We start from the raw sequence: 24,391 nt of genomic DNA on the forward strand, positions 1-24,391 counted from the left end.
ATTGGCCATGACCAACCTTTCCACTGAAGCCGTGGATCTCCATCCAGCTGACTCCCCAGTCGCCCCATTGCCAGTCGTTGTGCTGACTGCGCCAGGCGGCTCCCACCCGATTAAAGACGATCTTCGACAGATCTTGGCTTTGACTGCCGATGGGAAGCTGTTCATCTCCCCACAGCACCTCTCCGATCCATTTGTCATGTCCTTCATGGACCAACTTGATCACAAAGAGATCGAATTTGAGGTCGTGCATGCCTCGATGTCAGAGATCAAAGCGCTTTATCAAACCTCCGTCTCGACGGATCTGAAAAAGCTGGCCGAGACACAGCGACAAGCCCAGGTTGTCGAGTTTATGGGGGATGCCCATCGACGTGGCGCAAGCGATATCCACATCGTGGTTTCGCATGACATAACCAGGATCAAGTACCGACTGTATGGCGTGCTCAAGGAAGTACGTCAGGAGAAAAGCAACGTCGGGAGAGAATTCTGCGCGGCGCTGTACAACAGCATGTGCGACGTTTCGGGCGACTACTACAAGCCTCACATCTCCCAAGATGCCCGAGTCAGCCGAAAGTTCGTGAATGAGCTGGGACTATACGGGGCTCGTGTAGCCACTCGGCCGCTCGTCGAAGGACCGATGATGATCATGCGGCTGCTCTACGACGACACGTCCAAAACGACCTTCGAAGCTCTGGGCTTCCTGCCGGTACAGATTCAGGACTTCAAAAGACTGCGTAGCCTGCCCTTCGGTCTGAACCTGATCACCGGCCCGACGGGCTCCGGCAAGTCGAAGTCGCTGCAGGTAAACCTCAACGAGCTGTACGACGAGACCGGTGGCACTCGGCATATTCTCACGCTTGAGGATCCGCCCGAATATCCACTGAAGGCCAATCAGTCCCCTATCTACCCAGGTGAAACCTGGAACGAGGCAATTACGAATTCGGTGCGTCTGGATCCCGATGTGCTGATGTATGGGGAGCTCCGTGACGTCGAGTCTGCGAAAGCCGCCTACAGCGGCGCCATGACGGGACATCCGACCTGGTCGACCTTGCACACCAACAATGCGATCGCCTCGCTCCAACGCCTGATCGACATGGGCGTACCGCAGTACCTGGTCACCGACCCAGCGCTGACGACCGGCTTCATCAATCAATCGTTGTTGCCGGTGCTTTGCCCCGCTTGCCGTGTACCGCTGAAGGAGCATACGCATCTCATCGACGATGGCCTGCTGGCTCGCGTGAAGGACCTGCAGATCCTCGAGCAAGTCAATCTCCTCGGTGAAGGCTGCAGCCAGTGCAGGGGTCTGGGCGTAGTTGATCGCACCGTCATCGCCGAAACGCTGCTGACCAACCTCCAGTTCATGGACGTTTTCAGCCAGCGTGGCGCAAGCGCCGCGCGTAGGTACTGGGTCAAAGAGATGGGCGGCATTACGAAGATCAGCCACGCGATCATGAAGATTGCTGCAGGCACGATCGATCCGCGCCATGCAGAGACCATTGCGGGCCCACTCGACTTTGATCGACAGTTGCTGGAGCTCTCCCATGCTTGAGCTGCTCCAAGAGTTCTGGACAGGTTTACGCGAGGCAGCTCAAGGCTGGGTCGTGACCTTCTACGCCAAGCAGTTTGGCAAGAACGAGCGGGTGCAGTTCTATGAGAGTCTCATGGGGGTACTTGAGGATGGGATCCCGATCGAAGAAGCGCTGGAAACTGTCGCCAAGGCATTCAGCAACGACGGCAAAGAGCTGCACCCCGTGTCGATCGTTTGTGGTCAGGTGGCCATGCTCGTGCGCGGAGGCAAATCTCTGGCAGAAGCTTGCAGAAGCCATCTCCCCTATGACGAAGCCTCCTTGGTGGACACTGGGGAGAAAACCGGCAACCTGGTGGAAGCTTTCCACGATTGCGTACGGCTCATCGAGGCCCGTCAGCGCATCGCCCGCCTGGTCATCTCGGTGGTAGCGCTTCCCTCAATAACCTGGACGCTCATGGGTGCGCTCCTGTATGTCATCGCCACATGGATGGTGCCATCGATGGCTCAGCGACAAAATCCCGAAACTTGGACCGGGATTCCTGGGGTCTTGTATGGCCTTTCCAACCTGGTCACGAACTATGGGCTACTGATCGTGACGGTCATGCTGACGCTGATCGTCGCGTCATTCGTGACCCTTCCCTACTTCTGTGGGTTGCAAGTTAAACCCAACAGCCCGGTCTGGAAAACACAACTGAGCCTCTTCTTGCAAACGGCGAGATTACGACTCGAAAGCATCCCCCCTTGGTCGATCTACAAGGTCCTGCACGGTTCGATCTTCCTCCTGAATATGTCGGTCATGCTCCGCGCCGGCGTAGGCCAATTGAGCGCCTTAAACATCCTGAGTCGCAGCGCCTCTCCCTGGCTCCGAGAGCGGATTGACGCCATCCATTACGGCGTCAGCTCGGGTAAAGATTTCGGTACCGCTCTCAAGCTTGCTGGACACCAGTTCCCGGATGAGATGGCCATCCACTTCCTGCAGGTCCTGGCCACGCGCCAAGGCTTCGCGAAGTCGATGGAGCGATTCGCCAATCGCTGGCTTGAGCAAATGCTCAAGCGAGTGGAGGCCATCTCCAAGTCCCTCACTGCGCTCTCCGCAGTTTTCATGGGGTTGCTCATGATTTTCGTGATGGTCGGTATCTTCCAGCTGGCCGTGGGCCTGATGGATTCAATTCAACGCTAAGCACACACCACAGAGGCATAACATGGCACTTTCTACCCCCCACAAACAACGTGGTTTCCTGTCCGTCGACGGCGTGATGTGGATCATGCTCGTCACGATCGCCTTGGGTTTCATTGCCTGGATGGGCTACAAGATGCTCGGCAACTCCGACGCGGCGATCGAGCAGAGCAACATCACTTCGATCATTGCCAACACCAAAAAGCTGAAAGGATCGTCCGGCTACGGCGCCTCTGGCACCAACCTCGTACCGTCGCTGATAGCCATCGACGGGACCGGCTCGATGGGCGTGTCCGGAAGTACTCTGACGAACCAGTGGAACGGCGCAGTGACGTTGGTGAGCGCCGGTATGAGCTTCACCATCACCGAGAACAATGTGCCGAAGGCTGCCTGCATCACGCTGGCAACCAAGATCAGTAAAGACAAACAGACCACCACCAGCATCAACGGCGGCACGGCATCGAGCGGTGAAGTTCTGCCCGCTTCTGCGACGACAAGCTGCTCCAACGATTCGAATTCGATTTCCTGGACCACTTACTAAAGGCGGCCAGAGTGAGCTTGATTGCAGATGCTGATTTCGTGGATCTCTACCTCGGGCACGATTTCGCAGACGTAAAGGGGCTGGCAGGCCAGCCCCGCAAGATGCCTGTTCCTGCTGAGTGGGCATCCGAGATCCTGGAGCTCAAGGCCCAGTGCTTGCGTCAGTTCGAGACGACCCGCGAGCCCGAGTTTGCTCTAGTTCTGGAAGAGCGAGTGCTCTTGCGGGTGACGTACATACTCGACGTCTTTGCGAAGCCTTTTTTTGTACTGAACCGCTCTCGGGCAACCATCCTTGCGCTCGACGATCTTGGGCTACCGGACCATATCCACGATTGCCTCTTGAATGAACACACCAGAGGGCTTGTGTACGTCGTCGGAGAGATGGGCGCCGGAAAGACCAGCACTGCCGCTTCGGCAGTCAAGGCCCGCCTGACCTCTCTGGGGGGGCTCGGACTTACGGTTGAGGATCCGCCAGAAACGCTCCTGCAGGGGGAGCACGGGCCGGGACGCTGCATTCAGCTACCAGTCTCCCGGGCCCAGGGAGGTTACTCAGAAACGCTGATACGAGCCCTGCGTACCAGAGCCGACCTCATCCTGGTCGGCGAAGTCCGAGATACACCCACAGCAGTGGAGGTGATTAAAGCCTCAATCAACGGGCATCTGATTTTTTCGACGGGGCACGGCCGAGACGTCTCCAACGGAATAAAGCGCCTGGCAGTCCTGGCAGAACCGGTTATGCCGAACGCCCTCGAGGTTCTCTCGCAGGGACTTACGGCAGTGATCCACCAGGCACTCTACCGTCCTGACCACGGTCAGCCACGACTCACTCTCCAATGCCTGTCTCTGTCCCAGGATGACGCCCCGTCCATCCGGGAGAAGATCCGCAACGGGCACCTCCAGATGATCGAGCAGGACATCGTCGCACAATCAAACAGGAGTCTCTGGCATGGCCAGTAAACGCAACCAGGCCGGCTTTTTCACCATCGACGCACTGTTCGGTCTGATGGTGCTGGCCATCATGCTCTCTCTCGCGGGCTGGTGGATGTTCAGCTTCAGTAACCAGCAGGACTATCGCATCGCCGCCGAACACCAGCGGACAGTGGCCGACGCTTTTGCGAAGTATCTGAAAGACAACTACTCCGTGGTGCTGACCAACGCTGGGCCGACCACGCCAGTCCAGGTCACCGTGGACATGATGCAGAACACGAAATATCTGCCGGCGGGCTTCAGCTCGACTAATGGCTTCGGCCAGACCGTTGTTGGTTTGGCCAGGCGCCTGAACGCTAACCAGCTCGAGGCCATCGTGATCACCACCGGTGGCCAGGTCATCCCGGAGCTGGGCATTCGTACGATCGCTGAACACCTGGGTGGACCAGGCGGCTTCATCTCAGCGCTCAAGCCCGGGGTGATCCAGGGCGTGCGCGGTGGCTGGGAAGTCGCCCTCAGTAACTACGGCATCAACCTAGGACAAGGCCACACCGCGAGCGCTCTGTTCCTGATGGACGGAGACCTGGCCAACGACTACCTCTATCGCAACGCTGTGCCAGGCCATCCTGAGTACAACCGGATGAACACTGCCATCGATATGGGTGGCAACGACATTAACAATGCCAGGGCGATCACCGCGACGAGCGACATCACCAGTAAGGACGGCTGGTTCAGAAGCCAGAACGACACTGGCTGGGTGAACGAGAAGTGGGGCGGAGGCATCTACCAGTCCGATGCAGACTGGGTCAGGGTCCTAAACGACAAGGGCCTGTTGAGCGGCGGGAAGATCCGCGGAGGCACGCTGCAGGCAGACGGACGTGTGACGGTTGGAGAATACCTGGATATCGAGAGCACCGCTGTGGAAGGACAGGCGTGCCCGAAGATCGGAATTCAATCGAAAAACAACCTGGGCGCCCCCTTACCTGTCAGTGCCTCACACCTTCTTGCCAATCCGGGGTGTGGAAATCCGCCGGACAAGGCAGCCCGACTTGCGAAGCGTTTAATATCCCTGGGTATGATCGACCTATCGACGTGACAACCTACTCTTGTCCGATTGGCTATACCAAAATTGGCTGGGACACCACTGGTCAGGGCTGGAGATATAGCAGAACCCCAGATTTAACAGTTGGGCAGAATGATTGGGCAACAGTCTTCTGTTGCAAGTTCTAACAGAATTGCCAATCCGGTGTGTGGTCCAAGGTCGGTGGCGGACTTGATGGGCCGTATCGGGTAACCGGCTCTAATCTAGGGGCGTGGGTAATATGCACCCTCAATTACGGCAGTGGAAACTCGAAGTCATTAACATTTAGCGGAGGGAACTGGTATTACTCCGGCTCTGGCACCCAAGTTGTCTACTGCTACCGTTAAAATTGTGTTTTGCCAACCCGGGGTATGGCTATCAGTTGGCGGTGGAAAGGTCGTTACTGGTGTCATCATCCACGGCCAGCAAATTCCGCCGCCACGCGGCAGTACTAGAAGCAGCTGGTGAGTTGCCGATGCCGCCAACCCCCACCCCGCGCCCAGGCCAGATTATGCAGGCGGCAACTACGCTTATGCTGATGTGGATAGAATAGTTACATGTGGCTTCTACGATAAAGGCGCATTCAACCCTGGCGGGATATACAGCTATGTAATCGCCTGCAATTAGACTCTGCCAAGTTCAATTTTCGTAGCTCAATAGACGTCGATGCGGTCCTATACGTGCGCATTGAAAATCGCTAATTAGCCTTTGAGCATTGATATAGAGTGCATGGATAACATCCTCCCACAGCAATTGAGAAAGCTGTGTATCCGGAGTACCCCGTAGGGCAACTACATCCGCCTGTTAGCGGATTGCCCACGTAGCACCCTCCATGCCCAGGGCTGTAGAAATATGATCCTCCCCAACTACCGCCTGAGGCGGCTTTAGTCCACACACCGGATTGGCAAAACAGGATCTCCTTGAGATGCCCGGCCTGCCTGGTCAGGACAGCCCTGAGCATCACCTAATCACCCCAGAAAAGTGTGAGCCCCTTCAAGAGGGGGAGCTTGGCTCAAAGGGTCCAGCATGATTATGTCGCCTTCGTTGACCTGTTCCAAATACTGGTCTGGTGCTGGAATAGGTTCTTTGTCCCGCAATGACACCATGAGATGCCGTAGTAGCGCATCTTGCGCCACTCGCTTTGCCAGCTCCACTGTCCGGCCAGCGCCTTGCACACCATCGAAGTCGAGCACCCGCACCGTGACGCCGCTGGGGGTTTCCGAAACTACAGCAGGATAAGGAACCAGGTGATTGATGATGACCTGCTGGCCGCGGTGCTTATTTCCCTCGAGCTTTTTGACCAATCGGGACGCTTTCAAATGCGTGTATCTCTTCAACATCGCGAGACTCTTGTGCCCACTGATCGCAGCAATTTCCATGATGTCGAGCGTTCCAAGTTCAAACAGGCGCGAGCAGGCTTCATGCCTGAGGTCGTGGAAATGAAGGTCCTTGATTTCCAGGCGCTGGAGCATGATGCGCCAGGCCGATTTCAATCCATTGGCGGTGTAGCCGAATACCTTGCCCTTCGTCCGGGCCCCGAGCTGAATTAGCGCATCACGAGCCTTGAGGCTCAGGGGCACGTCCCGCTTCGATCCGTTTTTGGTATCGGGCAGGTGCGCGATTCGCCGCTGTAAGCTGATGTGCTCCCACTCAAGCTTCAACAGCTCTCCTTGGCGCATAGCCGTCTCGATCGCCAGGACGATCAGGACGTATAGATCTGGTGTGGGATGCGCGTGGCAATAACGCATGATCTGGCGCTCCTCACGAGCGGTTAATCGCCGATCACGGCCAGGTGCTGCTTTCGGTTTGCGTACATTCGAGACCGGGTTAGACTCGCACACCCCCCACTCGATCCGGCCGATGTCGAACACGTTCGACAGCAACGACATTTCCAGACGCACCGTCGATGGCGAAATGGGCAAACCCGTTTTATGGTTGGTCTGCGAGAGGCGTTGGTCGCGGAGACTAGCGATATCGGGACTTCGAAAATCACGCATGTTCTTGTCGGCATACTGGGACTTCAGCAGACTCGAGATACGGTAACTTTCTTGTACAAAGCCTTTCTTTAGTACGGAGACTTTCTGTCGATAAAGGGTCAAGCCTTCAGCGAGCGTCATGTCCTGGGTCATTCAACTCTTCCAGTTTGGCCTGCAGCAGCCTGGCCAGCTGGTCGAATCGAGTATCCAATGCGCGGCAAAGGTTGAAAACGGTATCCAGGGTAGGAGATTTGTGGCCACGCTCAAGCAGACTGATGTACGACCTATCAACCCCGGCTTCGAAGCTCAGCTTTTCTTGCGAGATGCCCCGAGCGATGCGCAGCTCGGCCAGCACCATGCCGAATGCATGATTGTGCTTTTTCGAAGAGTCTGGTTGTAATTCCAAAAGTCCAACCCGAGATCACGAGATGAAAGGTCAGAATTTTCGGGTTGTTGACTATAATCGTCAGCGGACTATAGTCCACAACGCTCAATCCTCAGGATTTCTTCATGTACATCTACTGGATCGCTATGACCCTGCTGATCGTGGCAGGAGGCATCTTCACCCAGGTGCAGCACACCGATGAGGTCGTTTCTGAGCAGGCAACGATCGATGCCCTCAGCCGGAGCATGCTGGTTTACCGCTCTGCCGCAGCAGAGTATGCCCGGACCAATCCTGGATTCACTGGAGCGCCGGCGGACGCATCGCTGAACCTTCCGAGCTGGTACACCAAGCAGAGCGGGATCGCCACGTACGTCGTCGGTGGGATCTCATACACCTACCTCACCGGAATAGTACCTGCCGGCCTGCCTTCCGCACTGAGCGAGCGCACTGAGTCCACGACGGTTGGTATTAAGAGGTCGGGCCAGTTGTTCTCGCCGAAGGGAGGGAGCATGGCCATCGCTGTTCCAGCGCCAGTCCCAGAAGGGGCAGTCGTTGCGGTCTATTGAACCGTTGACGCCGTGCGAAAATGCCTACAAGCCTTGCATCCCGGCCGTTGTACAACCCATAATGACATCAGTTCTGGTTCAACCCCGCTGGCTACTGACGGTCATCAGTAGCGCCCAGGTGTTGTGGTTCGCCTCAACACCAAACCGTAAGCACGCTATAGCTCCGGGAAGGGCGTGCGGATCTGGTTGAAAGCTCTCCCTGTGTCTCCCTGCTCTCTCTAGTCGCGCAGCCGTCTAACTCGTGATGATCGAGTTCAAAGGCACATAGAGTTTCAAGAGGTTCGGTGCTTCTTTGATCCAAGGGCCACATTGGTAATGTGGCCCCTCCTCTTTTCTTCCCTTTGGGTAGCCTGATGGACTTGTCGAAGGTCCATCAGGCTACCCAAAGGGTACTCTCCCCCCTGCCGGTGGCCCGCCGGCGATAAGCCGGGCTCCTTTTGTGCGCGGATGCGTGCCTCACGTTTGCTGGCCAAAGCCACGAGAATGGCCAGGTGATGAGAATCGAGACGATCAATGCCCAGGGATCGACGATTCCGACACAGGTGGCTCCTTCAACTTTTTTTCAATTCACGGCTGGGTCACCTTTCAAGGTCTGATCCAGCCGGCCTTCTCCCTCCCCTCTCGCCCTTTCCATCCCCTCCCGCTTGACACAACCCCTCCCCACTCCGATTATTAAGCCGTGATCTGCTGACGTCGTCAGCAACATGCCCCATGCAGCTCGGATCCGTAATGCTGCAGCACGTCAATCGTGTGATCCTCCCCAAGGTCGTTCAGCTTCTGGTAGCACGACCGATCGACATCCGTCGATAGAAGCTCCTTCCGCAAACCCAGTGGGGAATCACTTCCCTGCAGGGCAAAGTGTTTCTCTGCAATTCTCTACGCAGGAAACACTCATGACCCAACTTTCTGAACTCGATCTTGACGAAGGCGCGCCTGTTTACCAAGGCACAGCCTCATCGGAAGCTATTGAAGACTCCATCGGCAAGCTGTACGGCGAGGCGGTTCAACGCTATCCAACTTATGAGGCAGTAGTTCGCTCGCACTTTTGCAAAAGGATGCGAGAAACCTTCGGCAACGAAGAAAGCCTCAATGCTGAGGTCCAGTATGCGTTCGCTTTTGCCAGGCATGCATACGACTATGTTTCTGAGGCTGAGCTGCTCGAGATTGAAGCCGCAGACCGTGACAACGGTATCTGCGCCCACGGTCTCACTTGGCTGACCTGTCCTTGTGGCTGCTTTGAGGTCGACTGAAAGAGCCCTCGATTAACCCAGTGTTCCACACGCAGTAAACCCAACGGGGAAACCACTCCCCCTGGGGTCAGTGTTTCTCCGCATTCCAAACCGCAGGAGAACCATCATGACCGCAGTATCCGTACCATCGACCAGCTTCCGTTTTGGCTACGCGCTCGGCACCCTCACCCGTGAGTTCGTGCGCTCCATGAAACGGACAACTCCAGCTGTCCCAACCCAAGCCCAGCCTGTTGCTCATCTCACGAGCATAACGCCCACCCGAAACGACTGGGATGAGCTCTGCCGCATTCCTACCCTCGCACGCCGCGGCGTTGACCTGAACCAGTGGTTCGATGCCAACACCAAAGCGGTCCCACCGAGCAAGCGCCGCACCCGCCAGCGCAAGCCGAGCAAAGCCAAAGCTCCAGAGCTGCGTATGGGCCCGCTGGACGATCTCATAACTCCAGTTGCGATCTAACTCTCTCCCACCTCACCCAGTGCCAGGAACTCCACCTGGCAAGGTGAGGGCCTGGCAATCAAAGGAACGCCATGGCATCAAAAAAACGCGCAGCTGTAGCAGACGACCTTCGCAAGATCGGGACGACTGCCGTCGCCGCCGCCCTTGTGGGTATCTTCCTCAGCACTAGCAGGCTGCTTACCGCTTTCGCCCTCGTGGTGGGTGTTGTAATCTGGATCACAGGCATCTACCTCACCCCGGAGGAATGATATGAGCCACACTACATTCGGTATCCTCATGTTCACCGCCCTGCTCTTCATCTGCATCGGCATGGCAGTGTGGGCTGATTGGCCTAACATCAAACGGCGGTGCCAGAAGATTCTTCGGGCACATTGAACGTCGATTTCCCCCCTCTTAACCCTCCAGCTGGAGGGTTTTTTTCTTTCAGGGCTTGACAATGTGTTTCTCCGTTTCCATCCTTGTGACCGTGAGCTGCTGACGTCGTCAGTAACCCAAGCCCGAGCAGTCATGATCTGAAAGACTGCTACACCCATTGCGGTGTTGATCGCCCCAAAATCGCCAAGCTTCCGGAAGCGCGATTGATCAATCTCTCGATTGATGGAAGCCCACCCAACTTGCTACATCCCAACCCACGCGGGGAATACTTTCCCCCATGGGCGAAGTGTTTCTCCGCTTTCACTATTGAAACTGGAGAATCACCATGACCAACCAATCCAACGAAGCCAAATTCTTCGACCTGCACACCACTGGCATCGGCTACCTCAACCGTATCCGTGAAGTCAGTCCTCGCAAGGGCAAACCCTTCACCTGTGTCACCGTTGCAGCATTGCACGGTGCAACTGATAAAGCCGAGTACTCCTACATCGACTGCAACGTTGTCGGTGCCGAGGCAGAATCGCTGGTTAAACGCTGCCAACAGGCCGTTGAAGCCAAAAAGAAGGTGCTCGTCTCCTTCCGAATCGGCGACATCTGGGCTGATGCTTTCACCTATGATAAAGGCGAGAAGAAAGGTCAGGCCGGCGCAAGCCTCAAAGGCCGCCTGCTCTTCATCGGCTGGATCAAAGTTGACGGCAAGCTGGTGTACGAAGCGAAGCCGAAAAACGCCACCCCGCCCGCTGACAATCAGGGACAACCTGGTGTGGATCAAGCGTTGAATCAGGATCAACCTGAGCAACCCGTGAATCAAGGACAGCCAGTCGCCGACCAGTTCGGTGAACAGCTCGAACCTGACTTCGGTAATGATCCTCAGGAGCCCAACCAGGCTGCATAACCCCTATCAAGGCGCTGATTTCAGCGCCTTCACTTTCTGCCAAGGAGGCAGTCATGAAAATTCTGTTCGCGTTGAACCTTCTTATCCTGGTCGCCGCCGTCATCCTCGGCGACATTGTTTTCGGTGCGTGTGCTTTCATCGGGCTGAGTGGTTTCGTTATCGATGCCCTAAACCGCAAAGCCAGCTCAGTCACAACCATGCTGACCCACTGATCACACCAACTTGCTTCCTACCCTGCAGGGGACGCCGATCCCCTGCGGGAGGCGTTTTCCTCACCGAGGACATCGCCATGCCTTACTACATCACTGTTGCTGGAGATATTCAGCAGTGCTTCCCTGACTTCGGCACCGCGCACTCAGATATTCTGGAGCTACGGGATCAGGGTCAAAAGCCTAGGTTGTACTACTCGACTTCGTTCGCCTCTCTGGGCTGCGAGATCGATGACCACGGGGCGCGTATTCAAGATTACACGTACATGTCCTGGTCCGATTTCATCTCGTTGCTTTCTCACCTCGACTCGTCCTGGTCGGTAATGGATGACGAACTGTCGAATGACAGATATCGCCTTGTAGACGTCTATTCGCAGCTCTGCGGCCGCACCCACCACCTAGCTGACATGGCCTACGCCCGAGGCAAGGTCACTCCCAAGGATCTTCGAGTCAACACACGCATTCTCAGGGTCACCCAGGGCCTCATGGACCCGAACGACCTGTAAGACCACCAACTCCAGCACTTGAACCTTTCGGGTACATCGCCCGAGCGGGCTGGTGACCCCTCATCGGAGCATCACCATGTCCCAAGCCACCCAAGTCTTCAATGGCGTCATGTTCATCACCAATCCCTTCGAGAAACGAGTTGCCGGGGCTTTCATCCGTGTAGACGTTCTTGAGCGGCGGTTCGCGGACTCGATCAAAGCAAGCTCGAAACTCGCCCTGGATCGCTGTGGCCAATACTTCGAACTGTACGAGATGAGCCTGCTCACTACGCTGCGAGATCAATATGCAGCTCTCACCTTTCCTCACGACCAGTTGTTCAAACGTGAGGCAGAACGGCAGGGCTTCCAGCTCGATGATGAGCACTACCGCGCTGTACAGGAAGCTAGTTCCAACCTCTGGGAAGACATCTACGAAGACATGATCTGACCCACCCTGTATCACCAGTCCTCCACCCCGAAGGGTATCCCTTCGGGGGGACTTTCAAAGCAGTCACCGGGCAACTGTGAGGCCTCTGCCTACAGCCCGGGCAACGAATTCCGTATTGGTTCACTGTCGTTGACAGTGCCTCCCGGAGCCAGGGTTTAAGGCTCCAGCGCATTGCGCCAACCCACCCAAGATCGCCTAGCACTCGGCAGCGCGATCACATCACTCAGTGATGGAGTGCCTTCTACTTTACCTACCCGCGGGGATCTCATCCCTCGCGGACTGAGGCCTCGCTCATTCTGGAGTCCTCTGATGTCCATACCATCCGCCTCGTCCGAGGCATACCTCACCCTTCCGGTTGTCCTGGACAACGCTGCGTGGATGCGTGCGGTCTATCTCGAAAACCCTGACCGGGTAGCCGAAATGAGCCAACGCCTCGCCACCGTCGTACAAACGGCGTGGCAAGAACTCAAGCAGCAACCTCTGGCCAAGGCTTTCACCTTCGGCGTGTACACAAAGCGCCATACTGGCCGCCAACGTGACTGGGTTGCCCTCGCTTTGCGAGTCGTCACCCCCGAGAACGAGCCTGCCTACATCCAGATCCAGCTGCAGCCCACTGCAGACCCCGCCTGACACAGCCAGTTAATCACCCAGAGGGGTCACCCTCTGGGGTGGCTTCCTCTCAACCAGGAGCACGCCACATGGCACAATCACCCAACCCCTTCAACATCGCTGCCGGCGATCACCCTGTACTTCATCCCTGCTGCAGCCAAGCGTTCGAGATCGCATCTGCACACTTGCCCGAGGAGGACTGGGAGGAGCTGCAGGCACTCGTTGAAACTGCTGATACAGCTCTGCTTCAGTTCGAGTGCTTCACCCTGCCCGACAGTGACGCCATCGGCTTCAAACTTCTCAGTACGCCCTGGACCAACCAACATCGGGACAGTACTGGGGGTACGAACTGTCGACACTTCAAGCTCTGCAAGCCACCGAGGGCTTCAGTGAGGAGACCATCCGAGTACTCACTCTTGCCGCTCAGGCTGAAGTGAGGTTCCTGGTCATCGACCCCAACAGCAACGTTCTCGACGGTCTGCCGCTGTTCGACTGCTGACCACCTTCCACCCTCGCGGGGAACGCCCGCTGGGAGTTCCCCATGCTTTACGGGGAGCGCACATGATCTCAATCACCGGCCAGTTGGCCATCCGCACCATCTCCGGCCGACTCGGGCTATTCAACGTCGGCCGCCTCAGTACCTCGATCGGTGAGTTCACCATCAAGGATGCTCTTCTGGATCAGTACCAGGAGGGTAAATACCGAGGTGACTTCGCGATCAAGCAGATTCGCCCATCGTATTACTCACACGGCGGTCGACTCGTTGTTGAGATCAGGGCTGAACTCGAGGGCATGACCCTGGAGGATGTCACAGGTCTCAGTCGCGAAGACGAAGAACACCTGCCAACCAACGTCCCTGACCCTCTTGAAGAGGACGGGCCACCACCCATACCGATACCGCCACGTCGGACTCCAAGTACGCCGGCGCGACAACCCCAAAGTGATGCCTTCGCCTCGGATGAGCCCTTCGGGATGAGTCCATCGGAGCCACCGAGCACGAACGACATCGATGCCGAGCTATTTGGCACAGTTTGGCCATTGAGCGAAACCGTGAGGCTCGACACCACCGTAGACCGACAACGGCTGCGCGCCCAGTGCACGCGGCTGGACCTGCTCGGTTTTACCATGGACTTCAAAACTCAAACCTGGACCAGGGCTTCGCCTTAAAGCGCCCTGCCAGACCACTACCGCAGTCAACCTGAACCACCCACCCTGAGGGGCCTCCTCGGGGGCTCCATTTATCTACCTGGAGCACCACCATGAACGCCATGTTCAGCCACTTGAGCAAACAAACCCTCGCCAACATTGAGGACCAGCTGTCCAACAACGAGGTGTCGACTGACGAGGAGCTCGTCGACTTCTTCATCGAAGAGTTGGACCTCACACTGGACCAGGCTGAGGCTGCTATACGTCTCCGCGACCAGTACCGGATCCAAATATTCCTCGAGGGTCACGGCCCGCTGCACCAACAAGACAGTGTGGCTTTCGATCCGCTCACCAGGACCTTCAATTAACCACCAGACCACCCCGGGGGGCGTTTCCGCCCTCTGGGACGGACGCCTCCACAATGGAGGCCATCATGCACCCATCCCCCTTGTTTCAGATCGAGGAATGCCCGGACCTGTACGTCGACGCCTGTGTGTGCGACGAACAGCGCAACCTGGTGTTCATGTCGGCCTGGGGTCGTGACACCGCACTACAGGAGTTTCTGGCCAGGCTCACACTTGGCCGGGAAGAGAGTGGCCTTGAGCAGTTTCACATTCTCGTCGACGGGCGGAGCATTCCCGTCTTCCCCAACCAGGACCTGCTGGAAAAGCGCACCACACGGCAATTCCGCGGGACGTTGTTCGGCAGCATGTTGCACCTCTGGCTGTTCGATCGACGCGCCTCTGTTCCCGACCAAGCCAATCACTTCGCCTTCGCCCTCCTGGAGCGCAATGAAGCTCCACCCCATCGACTCTGGCCGCTGGTGATCGAGACCTGCCCACTCCCCCTTCTCTCCCACTGGCGCGAGCCCGTGATTGAGGTACTCACCCAGCACCAGATGCTGATCGCCCTCCCTGGAGCGATCGGCAATGTCTGCGCCTGGCGACTCGCCATGAAGCTCGAGGTGCTCGAGCCTACTCTCGGAGAGCTGATTCGCCAGGGCGTACTCACCACTGAAGCTCAGGCGCCTGCCTGAGCTCATCCACCAACTCAAAGGACACTCTATGGCCCTCATGTTTCCGCGCCTGGCGCGCAACTTTGCCCGCAACGGCTACTATCCCACCGATGAAATCACTCTTGAACGCACGCTGCAGGCACTCACACCCGCCACTTCGGGCAGGATGAGGATCTGCGACCCCTGTGCCGGTGAGGGTGTTGCCCTTGCTGAAGCGGCTCACTTCCTGGGCCGCGACCAGGTCCAAGCGTTCGCCGTTGAGTACGATCGCGAACGCGCGGATCACGCGTGCGGTCTGCTCGACCGGGTGCTGCACAGCGACCTGTTCGACACCTTGATCAGCCGCCAGTCGTTCGGCTTGCTCTGGCTCAACCCACCCTACGGTGACCTGGTCGCGGATCACTCCGGTGCATCCCAGTACCAAGGCAGCGGCCGCCGGCGCCTGGAGAAAGCCTTTTATCAGCGCTGCCTCCCGCTTCTGCAGTACGGCGGCGTGATGGTACTCATCGTCCCTCACTACGTGCTGGACGACGAGTTGACTGGATGGCTGAGCAATCACTTCGCCGACCTACGCGTGTACGGTGCTGCAGACCCCACCTTCAAACAGGTGGTGATCTTCGGCATTCGTGTACGCCGGCAGGACCTGGCCCGGGCTTCCACCAACCAGGTGAGGGCTCGTCTGCAGACGATCGGCGCCGGGCAGGAACAGGCCGAGGAGATCCCGGCCATCTGGCCATGGGAGCCGTACTTTGTCCCGTCAGTTGCTAGCGATCTGGAGCACTTCTACCGCATTACCCTGGAGCCGGAGCAATTCGCCGCAGAGATTCTGCGGTTGCGAGGTCTCTGGCCCGACTTCAACTTGCACTTCGGGCAAGCCGGCCTTCAACCCCGAGCCCCTGTCCGCGAGCTTTCTCGTTGGCACCTCGCACTGGCCCTGGCCGCCGGCGCAATTTCCGGTGTTGTACGTTCGAAGTCGGGGCGGGTCTTGGTCGTGAAGGGTGATACCTACAAGGACAAGGTGCGCAAGACCGAATTCACCGAGGATGAGAAAGGCAAAGTCTCAGAAGTCAGAATCCTCACAGACCGGTTCATTCCGATCATCCGCGCCTGGGAAATGACGCCCTCCTCGGTGAACCACGGCCAGGTGCTGATCATCAGCTCCTCGCCGGCGAGCATCGACGAAGCGCCTGCAGCTGATGAGCCAGTTGCAACGTCACTGTTCAACCCGGGGCAGATCAGGATGAGCGCCGCTGTCAGCCATCTGGTCGAAACCGGGCAGCTCAACCCTACTCCCGCCCTGAAACGCCATCTAGCTGGCGACTGGGGCGAGCTATGCGATGACGATCGAGCCTCCAATCAGCTTGCGCTTACCCACGGAGACCGTTTGTTCTCAGGCTACGACATCGACGCCGGCGACGAGTCCAGGCTCTGGATCATCACCGAAGCCGACCGCAGCTCGACCACCCTGCTGCTTCCCAGCGACTACTGACCCACGCCGCAACGGCGACAACCCCACACCAACCCACAGGGTATGCCCATACCCGCCGGGGTTTGTGCATGCCCTGCTTTCCCTGCAGGAGATGCACATGAACGCACTGACCCAAGCAGCCGCCTCGGCCAACTCCCCACTGAATATCAACCTGACGGATTTCATCGACGAGTTCGGCGATGAACTCCTGGAGTCGCTCAACCGCTCCAACCCTCCGGTTTATACCGGCAGCATTAACGAACAGCGCCAGGCCGTGATGGCAAGTCTCAAGCGCACTCCATTCGTGGCGCAAGCTGAGGTTGTCCAAGCCATCACGGCGCTTCTGCTCGATCGCAACGAGCAAGCTGCGATCATCAACGCCGAGATGGGTACCGGAAAGACGATGATGGCCATCGCAGTCGCTGCCGTGCTCCACGCGGCAGGCTACCGTCGAACCCTCGTCATCTCGCCACCTCACCTGGTCTACAAGTGGCGGCGCGAGATCCTGGAGACCACGCCAGGCGCCCGCGTCTGGGTGCTCAACGGCCCGGACACGTTGGTCAAGCTGCTTAAGCTGCGTGACCAGTCGGGGCAAACCTATGACGGCCGGCCGGAGTTCTTCATCCTCGGCCGCGTCAGGATGCGGATGGGTTTCCACTGGCGACTCGCCTGCTGGAAGCGGCGTACTGCAGGTGGCCAACTGCTGGCGGCATGTCCAGATTGTGGCCAGGTCCTCGAGGACCTGGAAGGCAACCTGGTCACCGTGGATGAATTCGAGCGCGGTGATCGCCGTCGCTACTGCACTGCCTGCAACGCTGCCCTCTGGACGCTTATGCGCCCAGGCAAAGCCGATGGTGGAGACCGACGATCGACAATCCTGAAGTCGATGTGCCGGATACCGACGATCGGCCCGGTCCGGACGGAACGGCTGCTGAACGACTTCGGCGAGGACTTCCTGGCCTCGATGCTGGTCGACAACGTTTCAGAGTTCATCAACCTGATGGACGCGAAAGGCAACTTCGTCTTCAGCGATCGCCAGGCCAAGCGCATGGAACGGGCGATGGCCAACATCGAGTTCGGATTCGGCGAAGGCGGCTATCAGCCGACAGAGTTCATCAAGCGCTACCTACCCGATGGCTTCTTCGACCTGCTGGTGGTCGACGAGGGGCATGAGTACAAGAACAGCGGTTCGGCCCAGGGCCAGGCCATGGGGGTATTGGCCGCGAAGGCGCGTAAAACCGTGCTTCTCACCGGCACCTTGATGGGTGGTTACGCCGACGACCTGTTCTACCTTCTGTTCCGCATCCTCACCCAGCGCATGATCGAGGACGGCTACCGACCCAACGCACGCGGCAGTATGGCTCCTGCAGCCATGTCGTTCATGCGCGATCACGGCGTGCTCAAGGACATCTACACCGAGCGCGATGGCGATTCGCACAAGACCGCCAAGGGCAAGAAGCTGTCAGTACGCACCGTGAAAGCCCCAGGCTTCGGCCCTAAAGGCATCCACCGGTTCGTGCTGCCATTCACCGTGTTCCTGAAGCTCAAGGATATCGGTGGCAATGTGCTGCCCAGCTACCAGGAGGAGTTCATCGACGTGCCCATGGCGCCGGAGCAGGCCTCGGCCTACCTGCGCTTGGCGGCCACGTTGACAGCTGAACTCCGCCGGGCTCTGGCCCGGAGAGACACCACCCTTCTGGGAGTGGTGCTCAATGTGCTGTTGGCCTGGCCGGATTGCTGCTTCCGATCGGAGATGGTCAAACATCCTCGCACCCGAGACACGCTAGCCTTTGTGCCGGCGCTCTTCGGTGACGATGAACTGATGCCCAAGGAGCAGGCGCTGCTGAACCTGTGCCTCGAGGAGAAAGCAAAAGGCCGCAAGGTACTTGCATATACCGTCTACAGCGGGACGCGCGACACCACGTCCAGGTTGAAGAAGGTCCTCGAGCAGGGCGGTCTGCGCGTTGCGGTACTGCGAGCCACGGTTGAAACGGCTCGGCGCGAGGACTGGATCCTCGACCAGGTCGACCGCGATGTCGACGTGCTGCTCACTAACCCGGAGTTGGTCAAGACCGGTCTGGACCTGCTGGACTTCCCAACCATCGCGTTCCTGCAGACGGGGTACAACGTGTACACCTTGCAGCAAGCCGCTCGGCGGTCGTGGAGGATCGGGCAGAAACACCCAGTCCGCGTGGTTTTCTTCGGTTATGCCGGCAGCTCGCAGATCACCTGCCTGCAGCTAATGGCCAAGAAGATCGCAGTGGCGCAGAGCACTTCGGGCGATGTACCGGAATCCGGGCTCGACTCACTGAACCAGGATGGGGACTCTGTTGAAATGATTCTTGCTAGACAACTTACAGCTGCATGAAAAAAGGGCCACCAATCGGTGGCCTTTTTTCCCTGCATGCTATTACTCTGCTTCGTGACCGAAGCCGCGACAAATCTCTCACACTGCGAGAGAATTTGAAAGCGAGGCTCAACTCAGCACTGCGGGGCGCATCCAGATAGACCTGCGTCTATGAGTAACCCGAGTACTCGCCATACAGCCTGTCCGTGAGGTTGCGTCCACGAAGCGTAAGGATCGCATTCTTCATTTCACAGGCAATCAAAGCATCACGTGAGGTGTACCCTCCACCAAGTACGTATTGGCCGTGTCGGTATAGAAACCGCTGGAGTGCCTTACGTATGCCCCGACCGTGATCGGCAAGGATTCGAAGCGGTAGATCAGTGCTTCGCTGGCAGTTGTCCGAGGGAAGTTCACCGGATGATTGTCCGAGCGATCAGTACCGCCAGCCCCGATCAACTCTTAATAGCGGGCATCAACGACCGAAACACCCAAATCGGCCCGCAGTTGAGCCGTGAGTTGTGTAGAGCTGGTCAACTCGACGCCACGCGACCGAAGTCGCCGTTGGCCGAGGAAATGAGCAAGAACGACGAGACCGGGGTTACCACCGTGCTGTAATGCGCGTAGAGCTGGATATCGGGAGTCAGGTTGTAGACGGTACCGAGGCGCCAGGGGAACGGGTCATGAGTATGGTGAAACTACTGCGAAGTGCCCAGGTTCACGTCTTCTACCGTGCGCCGCAGGTTGATGTCCTCATAGCGCAGGCCACCGATCAGCAGCCAGAACGGGCGGCCATGGCTGGTCGCGACTGCCCGGAAATGCGGCTCGGTATGGGGCTATGGGATTCCAGGTGTATGGAAGAAGAGGGAACAGTAACCGCAGGCATCCAGCAGATGATGCAGATGGGCACCTGAATGGCCGTGCTCTGCAGGTTGCATGGGCATACACGGATGCTCGGCAGCCTTTTGACGCTCTATCCAGCCGCTACTCTGGCCAATCAGCGGCCCGAGCAGCACCATAAGCATGTCAAAGATAGCCAAGCCGTTTCCGGATTGGCGTCCTGCCATACGGGTCAGATCAAGGGGTTTCATTCGCCGTCCTGGCGGTAGCGGCCCGTTGAGTCAGAAACAGATCAAGTACCAATAGCAGCAATAGGCTGCCGCCCAGCACGGGCAGCGTATAGCCGAGCAAAATTGCGAACAAGATCAACGCACAACGCGCCGAGAGGCTCAGCTCACGCCATGCGGCCAATAGCGTTGGCTGACGCGCCACTACTGGCCGGCGGCGCCACCACATCAGGTAGCCAAGAACTACCATCAACGCCAAGCCCAGACCTGTCACCACCAGGATCAACTGGTTGAGCGGGCCGAATAGCAATCCCATGTGGGCATCGATACCCCAACGGGTCAACTTGGCAGCGATGGGGTAGTCAACGAATTTCGCCTCATCCACGACCTGAAGATTACGGGGATCAATCGATACGGCGTCGACTTGGGTCGGCCAACCTGGAGCAATCTCACGCACAACCCAGGCGGCAGCGGCATCGCGGGCGGGCTTGATCTCGACTTTGTCGGCGTCGATACCCGCAGCGCGGGCACTGTTGAGAACATCGAGGAATTGCGTGGCCTGTACCGTCGGCATGGGCATGTTCATGTCCATCGCGTGGTGATGGTGCTCCGCATGCTCATCGGAGATCGCAGGAGGGCTGTTCGTGCCGAGGACAGTGCTAACACTAGGCGTGGACCAACCGAATTTGGCCCGCAACACGCCAATATTTTCACCTGCATAGCGAGACCAAGTGAGGCCGGTAGCAGAGAAAAATAGCAGCCCTAACAACAACCACAAGCCAACGGTTCGATGCAGCTTTCGGACGCTTTTGCGACGCCCGGTGGCAGCGGGGTTGGACAGCCATAGAACAAGGCCGCCCAGAGCTGCAATCCACAGCCAGGATGCTGCCAATTCGCTATAAAGCCGTCCTGGGTCTCCGAGCAGTAGGCTGCGGTGGAACTGGTCAATCGCTGTGCGCAATGGCAGCACGCCGCTTGTGCCGTAAACATTCAGTTCCCCGAGCGCCTGCGCCGTTACCGGGTCGACAAACACCGCGCGGCTCTCCGATGGGCCATGACTGGCGTCGGTGAACATCACCCGAGTGGTATCGCCCACAACTGGAGCGGGGCGCACGGCAGTAATGAGCGCATGAGGCCCGACCGCGCTCCGCGCACTTTGAATCTGTTCGTCCAGTGGCTTGGCTGGACCTTGGCTACGACTATTCAGCACGTCTGCGTAGAGCCAGTTTTCCAATTGTGGCGTGAGGGCATAGGCCACGCCGCTAAGCGCGGTGACCAGCAGGAACGGGCCGGTCAACAACCCAATATAGAAGTGCAGGCGCTTGAGCAATGCAGTGAACGCCGAGGTGCCAGCGCGTGCTGGTTTTGTTGACATAAAGCGACCTCTTTTATCAGATCTGTGACTTGGGAACCGAAAGTTCTGCCACTTTGAAATTCTTGATACGAATCGATACCGCTCCTCGGTACCGATCAACGGCCGCGAGGACGGCAGTCAGATATACAGTGCCTGAGGAGATGCGCGGGGATTAGCGGACGGCCAGCAGTAGCGAGGAGGCGCTTTTGAGCGTGGCTCTATGGCTGCAAGCGGCGACTGGGCGTAACGCGGCCAGAACAGGGCGAACAGCGTCAGCAGCATGACCAGTGCCCCGGTGCGCAATGGACAATCCATTTGAGCCTTCAGGGAGAGATGGCTAGCTGGCAGGCTTTTGTGTGCAGCAGGATGTGCATCATGCACAAGCGAGCAGAATCCATCGACCGCGCGATTCATCGCCACCGAGCTGGACTGGCCATGGACGATATCGCACGACAATAGATTGAGTAGGACGCAAGCGTAGAGCGTCCAGGCAATCAAAGAGCGTGTGCGGGGGCTATTCATGAGCGGACTCTATCAGCCGCATGTCCCTCAAACCAGGGAGCATTAATTCTAGTTCAACTGTGAATCAGGGAGCTGCCCACCGTATCAGGCCGGAGGTACCAGATCAGCGCAAATGCAACCGACGACACGATCAGCGAGAATGAATCCCCCAATCGGGGGCGACAAGATGCCGCATATAAATATCCATATCTCGACACCGACCGGTTTAACGGTGCCCAATCGCCGGAAGACTCCAGACTGCGGTCGATCGTCGCAGTCCATAGTGCCATCTGACACTCCCTAAACTACCTGCTCCGCGAAGGTGGCAGGTAGCACGTACCTACGTCAGTTGCATCATACAGCACAGGCCGGCCGCCCTTTTCCCATCCAAGAGCCCGCCCATGCACTTGCCTTCCAGCCCACTCCGACTTCCATTCCTACGTCACGCGATATGCCTGACAGTCAGCCTGAGCCTGCACAACGTAGCACTGGCCGAAAATGTGGACATCTCAACCATCGCTGCCAAACCCACTCCGGGTCAGCAAAGCGCGCCCAGCTGGACACTGGAGCCGTTGATCGTCAAGGGGCAGCGCACAAGCTATAGCGAACCCAACGCCACCTCCGCTACACGCACCAATACCCCAGTGAAAGAAGTACCGCAGTCGGTGCAGGTAATCACCCGCTCGTTGATCGAGGAACAGGCCAGCTCGACCTTGGGCGATGCCCTGCTCAACGTCTCCGGCGTACGCCCGACGAAGGCCGAGGAGACCCTTTTCACCCAACCGATCGTGAGGGGATTTCCGGCAGAGATATATATGAACGGTATGCCCGCTTTCGGCGGTACCGCAGCCTACATCGACCCCACCAGCATGATGGGTGTCGAGCGGGTGGAAGTGCTCAAGGGGCCTACGTCGACATTGTATGGCGGTGGACTAGGTGCCCCGCTCGGCGGCCTGATCAACGTGGTGAGCAACCGTCCTGAGGGCGAGCCGAGTGCCTTGTTGTCCATGCGGACCGGCAGTTTCGATACGATCAACCCAGCGATCGACCTCAACACGCCGATCAACGACAACATCGCAGCCCGGCTGTCCGCTGAATACCAGAAGAACGACAGCTGAATCGACCAGGTCAACGGTGAGCGCTGGTCGATCAAGCCAAGCATCGCTTTCCAGCTATCGCCCGACACAGAGCTGCTGCTGCGCGGCCAGTACGACAAGCGCAGCCAGCTCGAATACTCCGGACTGCCGGCTGAACAGGCATTGCGCGGCCAGATCGACCGCAATGCTTTTCCTGGTGCAGGTCATGGACAGCCCGACACCACGATCGAAAACCGCCTGAGCACGGCGGAGCTAATCCACCATTTCAACGATGACACTCGCCTGACCGTCACCGGCCAGTACTACGAGATGCAGGCGCGGGACTACGGAAGCTGGGCCCTGGGTGCAACTGACCCGGTGGCAGCGCCGACAACATACTCGATCTACAAACTCTACCTGCCGGGCAGTATTCGAGAGAGCACCCTGGATGCCAACCTGGCGTTCAACGTCGCCGCACTCGGCGGACAGCATGAGTTCGTTGTAGGTGCGACTTACGACGACACGCACTTCTGGTCAGCCATGTCGGGTGCCGAATATACCGGCGAGCTGGACTTGGCCAACCCCATCTACAGCTTTGCCTATGGCTCGACACCCGTGCTCGCGGCAGGCAGCGCCACCACGAACGACTACAAGACCAGCGCGCTCTACCTGCAGGATCAGGCCACCTATGGCCGCTGGCACCTCTTGGCGTCGATGCGCTTCACCAGCATCAGCCTGCAACAGGAGGGAGTCGTCGGCGATATCGACAAAACCTACCACCGGGCTACTCCGCGCCTGGGTGTGACCTACGACCTGACTGACAGCGTGGCGCTGTATGCCGCCTATGCCGAAGGTTTTCGGGGCGCGTTCAACTTCACCGGACTTGAAGCACCGAAGCCCGAGCTTTCCCGCAACTATGAGGGTGGTGTGAAACTGGCCTTCAGCGATATCGGACTGTCCGGCACGCTCGCGCTCTTTGAGCAAACACGACGCAACGTTGCCACACCGGATCCTGATCCTGCCAATGCCGTGATGGGCTACAGCGTCCAGAGTGGAGAACAACGGGCACGCGGCTTCGAAACGGACCTGACCTGGGAGCCGACCCCGGCCGTGTCGATACTCGCGAACTACGCCTATACCCAGGCCGAAGTCCGGAAAGACAATTCGATCCCGGTCGGTGAGGCGTTGCCGCGAGTGCCCAAGCACAGCGGCCGCCTGGCCGCCCGGTATCGCATTCTCGATGGCGTTGCCAAAGGCCTGTCCTTCGGCGCCGGCGTCACTGCGCTCAGTGCCCGTGAGCTGACCCTGCCCAACACCGTTTCGGTACCGGGTTACGCCCTCTTCGACGCTCAAGCCTCCTACGACTTCGACCGTTACAGCGTATCGCTTTCCAGCGTGAACCTGACTGGGCGCAAGGTCTTCGAGACCTACCAGTATCTCGGCTCACCACTGGTCATGCCGACTAAACCGCGCTCGGCCTACGTCACCCTCAGTGCTCGCTTCTAAGGACTTCAC

The 24,391-nt window shown here is 58.1% G+C and carries 27 protein-coding genes and 1 pseudogene; 23 read left to right on the forward strand and 5 right to left on the reverse strand.

Features of this window, described 5'->3' with window-relative positions; translation table 11 throughout:
- Nucleotides 1–7: 7 nt before the first annotated feature.
- The 5 genes and pseudogenes from NP552_RS04465 to pilV all read left to right on the forward strand — a co-directional run bounded on the left by NP552_RS04465 (nt 8) and on the right by pilV (nt 5,399).
- On the forward strand, nt 8–1,546 hold the full coding sequence (locus tag NP552_RS04465; protein ID WP_274096478.1) for a GspE/PulE family protein: 1,539 nt from the start codon (nt 8–10) through the stop codon (nt 1,544–1,546).
- Nucleotides 1,539–2,705: a type II secretion system F family protein gene (locus NP552_RS04470; RefSeq protein ID WP_274096479.1), complete on the forward strand. Its 1,167-nt coding sequence runs from the start codon at nt 1,539–1,541 to the stop codon at nt 2,703–2,705. Before NP552_RS04465 ends, NP552_RS04470 begins: the two co-directional genes overlap by 8 nt.
- A gap of 22 nt (nt 2,706–2,727) precedes the next feature.
- Nucleotides 2,728–3,243, forward strand: coding sequence for a type 4 pilus major pilin (locus NP552_RS04475; protein WP_225231628.1), 516 nt, complete (start codon nt 2,728–2,730; stop codon nt 3,241–3,243).
- Between the two features lie 11 nt (nt 3,244–3,254).
- Entirely contained in the window at nt 3,255–4,199 is a 945-nt protein-coding gene (locus NP552_RS04480; protein WP_274096480.1) for an ATPase, T2SS/T4P/T4SS family, read from the forward strand.
- A pseudogene (pilV, locus tag NP552_RS04485) lies at nt 4,189–5,399 on the forward strand (shufflon system plasmid conjugative transfer pilus tip adhesin PilV). The gene NP552_RS04480 and the pseudogene pilV overlap by 11 nt, the downstream one beginning before the upstream one ends.
- An 819-nt stretch (nt 5,400–6,218) precedes the next feature.
- Here pilV and NP552_RS04490 read toward each other — a convergent pair.
- Nucleotides 6,219–7,379: a site-specific integrase gene (locus NP552_RS04490; RefSeq protein WP_274096481.1), complete on the reverse strand. Its 1,161-nt coding sequence runs from the start codon at nt 7,377–7,379 to the stop codon at nt 6,219–6,221.
- The gene (locus NP552_RS04495; RefSeq protein ID WP_274096482.1) at nt 7,354–7,632 is read right to left on the reverse strand and encodes a helix-turn-helix domain-containing protein; all 279 of its coding nucleotides are present in this window, start codon (nt 7,630–7,632) and stop codon (nt 7,354–7,356) included. The genes NP552_RS04490 and NP552_RS04495 overlap by 26 nt, the downstream gene beginning before the upstream one ends.
- Nucleotides 7,633–7,736: 104 nt before the next feature.
- Here NP552_RS04495 and pilM point away from each other — a divergent pair, with 104 nt between their 5' ends.
- From pilM to NP552_RS04570, 16 genes are all read left to right on the forward strand, one after another.
- The gene (pilM, locus tag NP552_RS04500) at nt 7,737–8,177 is read left to right on the forward strand and encodes a type IV pilus biogenesis protein PilM (protein WP_225231623.1); all 441 of its coding nucleotides are present in this window, start codon (nt 7,737–7,739) and stop codon (nt 8,175–8,177) included.
- Nucleotides 8,178–9,070: 893 nt separating this feature from the next.
- Complete coding sequence (locus NP552_RS04505) at nt 9,071–9,427, forward strand: hypothetical protein (protein WP_274096483.1); 357 nt, start codon at nt 9,071–9,073, stop codon at nt 9,425–9,427.
- A gap of 106 nt (nt 9,428–9,533) precedes the next feature.
- Nucleotides 9,534–9,884 carry a hypothetical protein gene (locus NP552_RS04510; protein ID WP_274096484.1) on the forward strand — a complete coding sequence of 117 codons (351 nt, stop codon included), beginning with the start codon at nt 9,534–9,536 and terminating at the stop codon, nt 9,882–9,884.
- A gap of 700 nt (nt 9,885–10,584) precedes the next feature.
- Complete coding sequence (locus NP552_RS04515; protein WP_274096485.1) at nt 10,585–11,154, forward strand: STY4534 family ICE replication protein; 570 nt, start codon at nt 10,585–10,587, stop codon at nt 11,152–11,154.
- A gap of 53 nt (nt 11,155–11,207) precedes the next feature.
- Entirely contained in the window at nt 11,208–11,366 is a 159-nt protein-coding gene (locus tag NP552_RS04520) for a hypothetical protein (RefSeq protein WP_274096486.1), read from the forward strand.
- Between the two features lie 77 nt (nt 11,367–11,443).
- A complete protein-coding gene (locus tag NP552_RS04525; protein WP_274096487.1) occupies nt 11,444–11,869 on the forward strand; it encodes a hypothetical protein in 426 nt (141 codons plus the stop codon).
- A gap of 76 nt (nt 11,870–11,945) precedes the next feature.
- Nucleotides 11,946–12,296, forward strand: a complete 351-nt coding sequence (locus NP552_RS04530; protein ID WP_103463313.1) for a hypothetical protein — start codon at nt 11,946–11,948, stop codon at nt 12,294–12,296.
- Nucleotides 12,297–12,605: 309 nt separating this feature from the next.
- Nucleotides 12,606–12,926 carry a hypothetical protein gene (locus tag NP552_RS04535; protein WP_043287754.1) on the forward strand — a complete coding sequence of 107 codons (321 nt, stop codon included), beginning with the start codon at nt 12,606–12,608 and terminating at the stop codon, nt 12,924–12,926.
- A 346-nt stretch (nt 12,927–13,272) separates the two neighbouring features.
- A complete protein-coding gene (locus NP552_RS26015; protein ID WP_443201028.1) occupies nt 13,273–13,404 on the forward strand; it encodes a DUF5983 family protein in 132 nt (43 codons plus the stop codon).
- A 62-nt stretch (nt 13,405–13,466) separates the two neighbouring features.
- Nucleotides 13,467–14,072: a DUF3275 family protein gene (locus NP552_RS04540; RefSeq protein ID WP_274096488.1), complete on the forward strand. Its 606-nt coding sequence runs from the start codon at nt 13,467–13,469 to the stop codon at nt 14,070–14,072.
- A gap of 92 nt (nt 14,073–14,164) precedes the next feature.
- The gene (locus NP552_RS04545) at nt 14,165–14,419 is read left to right on the forward strand and encodes a hypothetical protein (RefSeq protein WP_023660733.1); all 255 of its coding nucleotides are present in this window, start codon (nt 14,165–14,167) and stop codon (nt 14,417–14,419) included.
- 65 nt (nt 14,420–14,484) lie between these two features.
- A complete protein-coding gene (locus tag NP552_RS04550) occupies nt 14,485–15,087 on the forward strand; it encodes a hypothetical protein (protein ID WP_443201022.1) in 603 nt (200 codons plus the stop codon).
- A gap of 28 nt (nt 15,088–15,115) precedes the next feature.
- Nucleotides 15,116–16,555, forward strand: a complete 1,440-nt coding sequence (locus tag NP552_RS04555; protein WP_274096489.1) for a DUF6094 domain-containing protein — start codon at nt 15,116–15,118, stop codon at nt 16,553–16,555.
- Nucleotides 16,556–16,652: 97 nt separating this feature from the next.
- Nucleotides 16,653–18,902: an SNF2-related protein gene (locus NP552_RS04560; RefSeq protein WP_274096490.1), complete on the forward strand. Its 2,250-nt coding sequence runs from the start codon at nt 16,653–16,655 to the stop codon at nt 18,900–18,902.
- Nucleotides 18,903–19,298: 396 nt separating this feature from the next.
- Nucleotides 19,299–19,496 (forward strand): hypothetical protein, encoded by a 198-nt coding sequence (locus NP552_RS04565; RefSeq protein WP_274096491.1) that lies wholly within the window; start codon nt 19,299–19,301, stop codon nt 19,494–19,496.
- 65 nt (nt 19,497–19,561) lie between these two features.
- Nucleotides 19,562–19,792 (forward strand): hypothetical protein, encoded by a 231-nt coding sequence (locus NP552_RS04570; RefSeq protein WP_213607138.1) that lies wholly within the window; start codon nt 19,562–19,564, stop codon nt 19,790–19,792.
- Here NP552_RS04570 and NP552_RS26020 read toward each other — a convergent pair.
- The 3 genes from NP552_RS26020 to NP552_RS04580 all read right to left on the reverse strand — a co-directional run bounded on the left by NP552_RS26020 (nt 19,715) and on the right by NP552_RS04580 (nt 21,821).
- Entirely contained in the window at nt 19,715–19,969 is a 255-nt protein-coding gene (locus tag NP552_RS26020) for a DUF2946 domain-containing protein (protein ID WP_443201023.1), read from the reverse strand. The genes NP552_RS04570 and NP552_RS26020 overlap by 78 nt on opposite strands.
- A complete protein-coding gene (locus NP552_RS04575; protein ID WP_213607137.1) occupies nt 19,956–21,320 on the reverse strand; it encodes a PepSY-associated TM helix domain-containing protein in 1,365 nt (454 codons plus the stop codon). The genes NP552_RS26020 and NP552_RS04575 overlap by 14 nt, the downstream gene beginning before the upstream one ends.
- Nucleotides 21,321–21,437: 117 nt before the next feature.
- The gene (locus NP552_RS04580; RefSeq protein ID WP_274096492.1) at nt 21,438–21,821 is read right to left on the reverse strand and encodes a DUF2946 family protein; all 384 of its coding nucleotides are present in this window, start codon (nt 21,819–21,821) and stop codon (nt 21,438–21,440) included.
- A 380-nt stretch (nt 21,822–22,201) separates the two neighbouring features.
- On the opposite strand from NP552_RS04580, the gene NP552_RS04585 reads away from it, so the two are divergent.
- Both NP552_RS04585 and NP552_RS04590 read left to right on the forward strand, forming a co-directional pair.
- Nucleotides 22,202–22,918: a TonB-dependent siderophore receptor gene (locus NP552_RS04585; RefSeq protein ID WP_274096493.1), complete on the forward strand. Its 717-nt coding sequence runs from the start codon at nt 22,202–22,204 to the stop codon at nt 22,916–22,918.
- A 75-nt stretch (nt 22,919–22,993) separates the two neighbouring features.
- Complete coding sequence (locus tag NP552_RS04590) at nt 22,994–24,382, forward strand: TonB-dependent siderophore receptor (protein ID WP_274096575.1); 1,389 nt, start codon at nt 22,994–22,996, stop codon at nt 24,380–24,382.
- Nucleotides 24,383–24,391: the final 9 nt, after the last annotated feature.

It is taken from the genome of Pseudomonas sp. 8209, assembly GCF_028682105.1.
Taxonomy (GTDB): domain Bacteria; phylum Pseudomonadota; class Gammaproteobacteria; order Pseudomonadales; family Pseudomonadaceae; genus Aquipseudomonas; species Aquipseudomonas palmensis.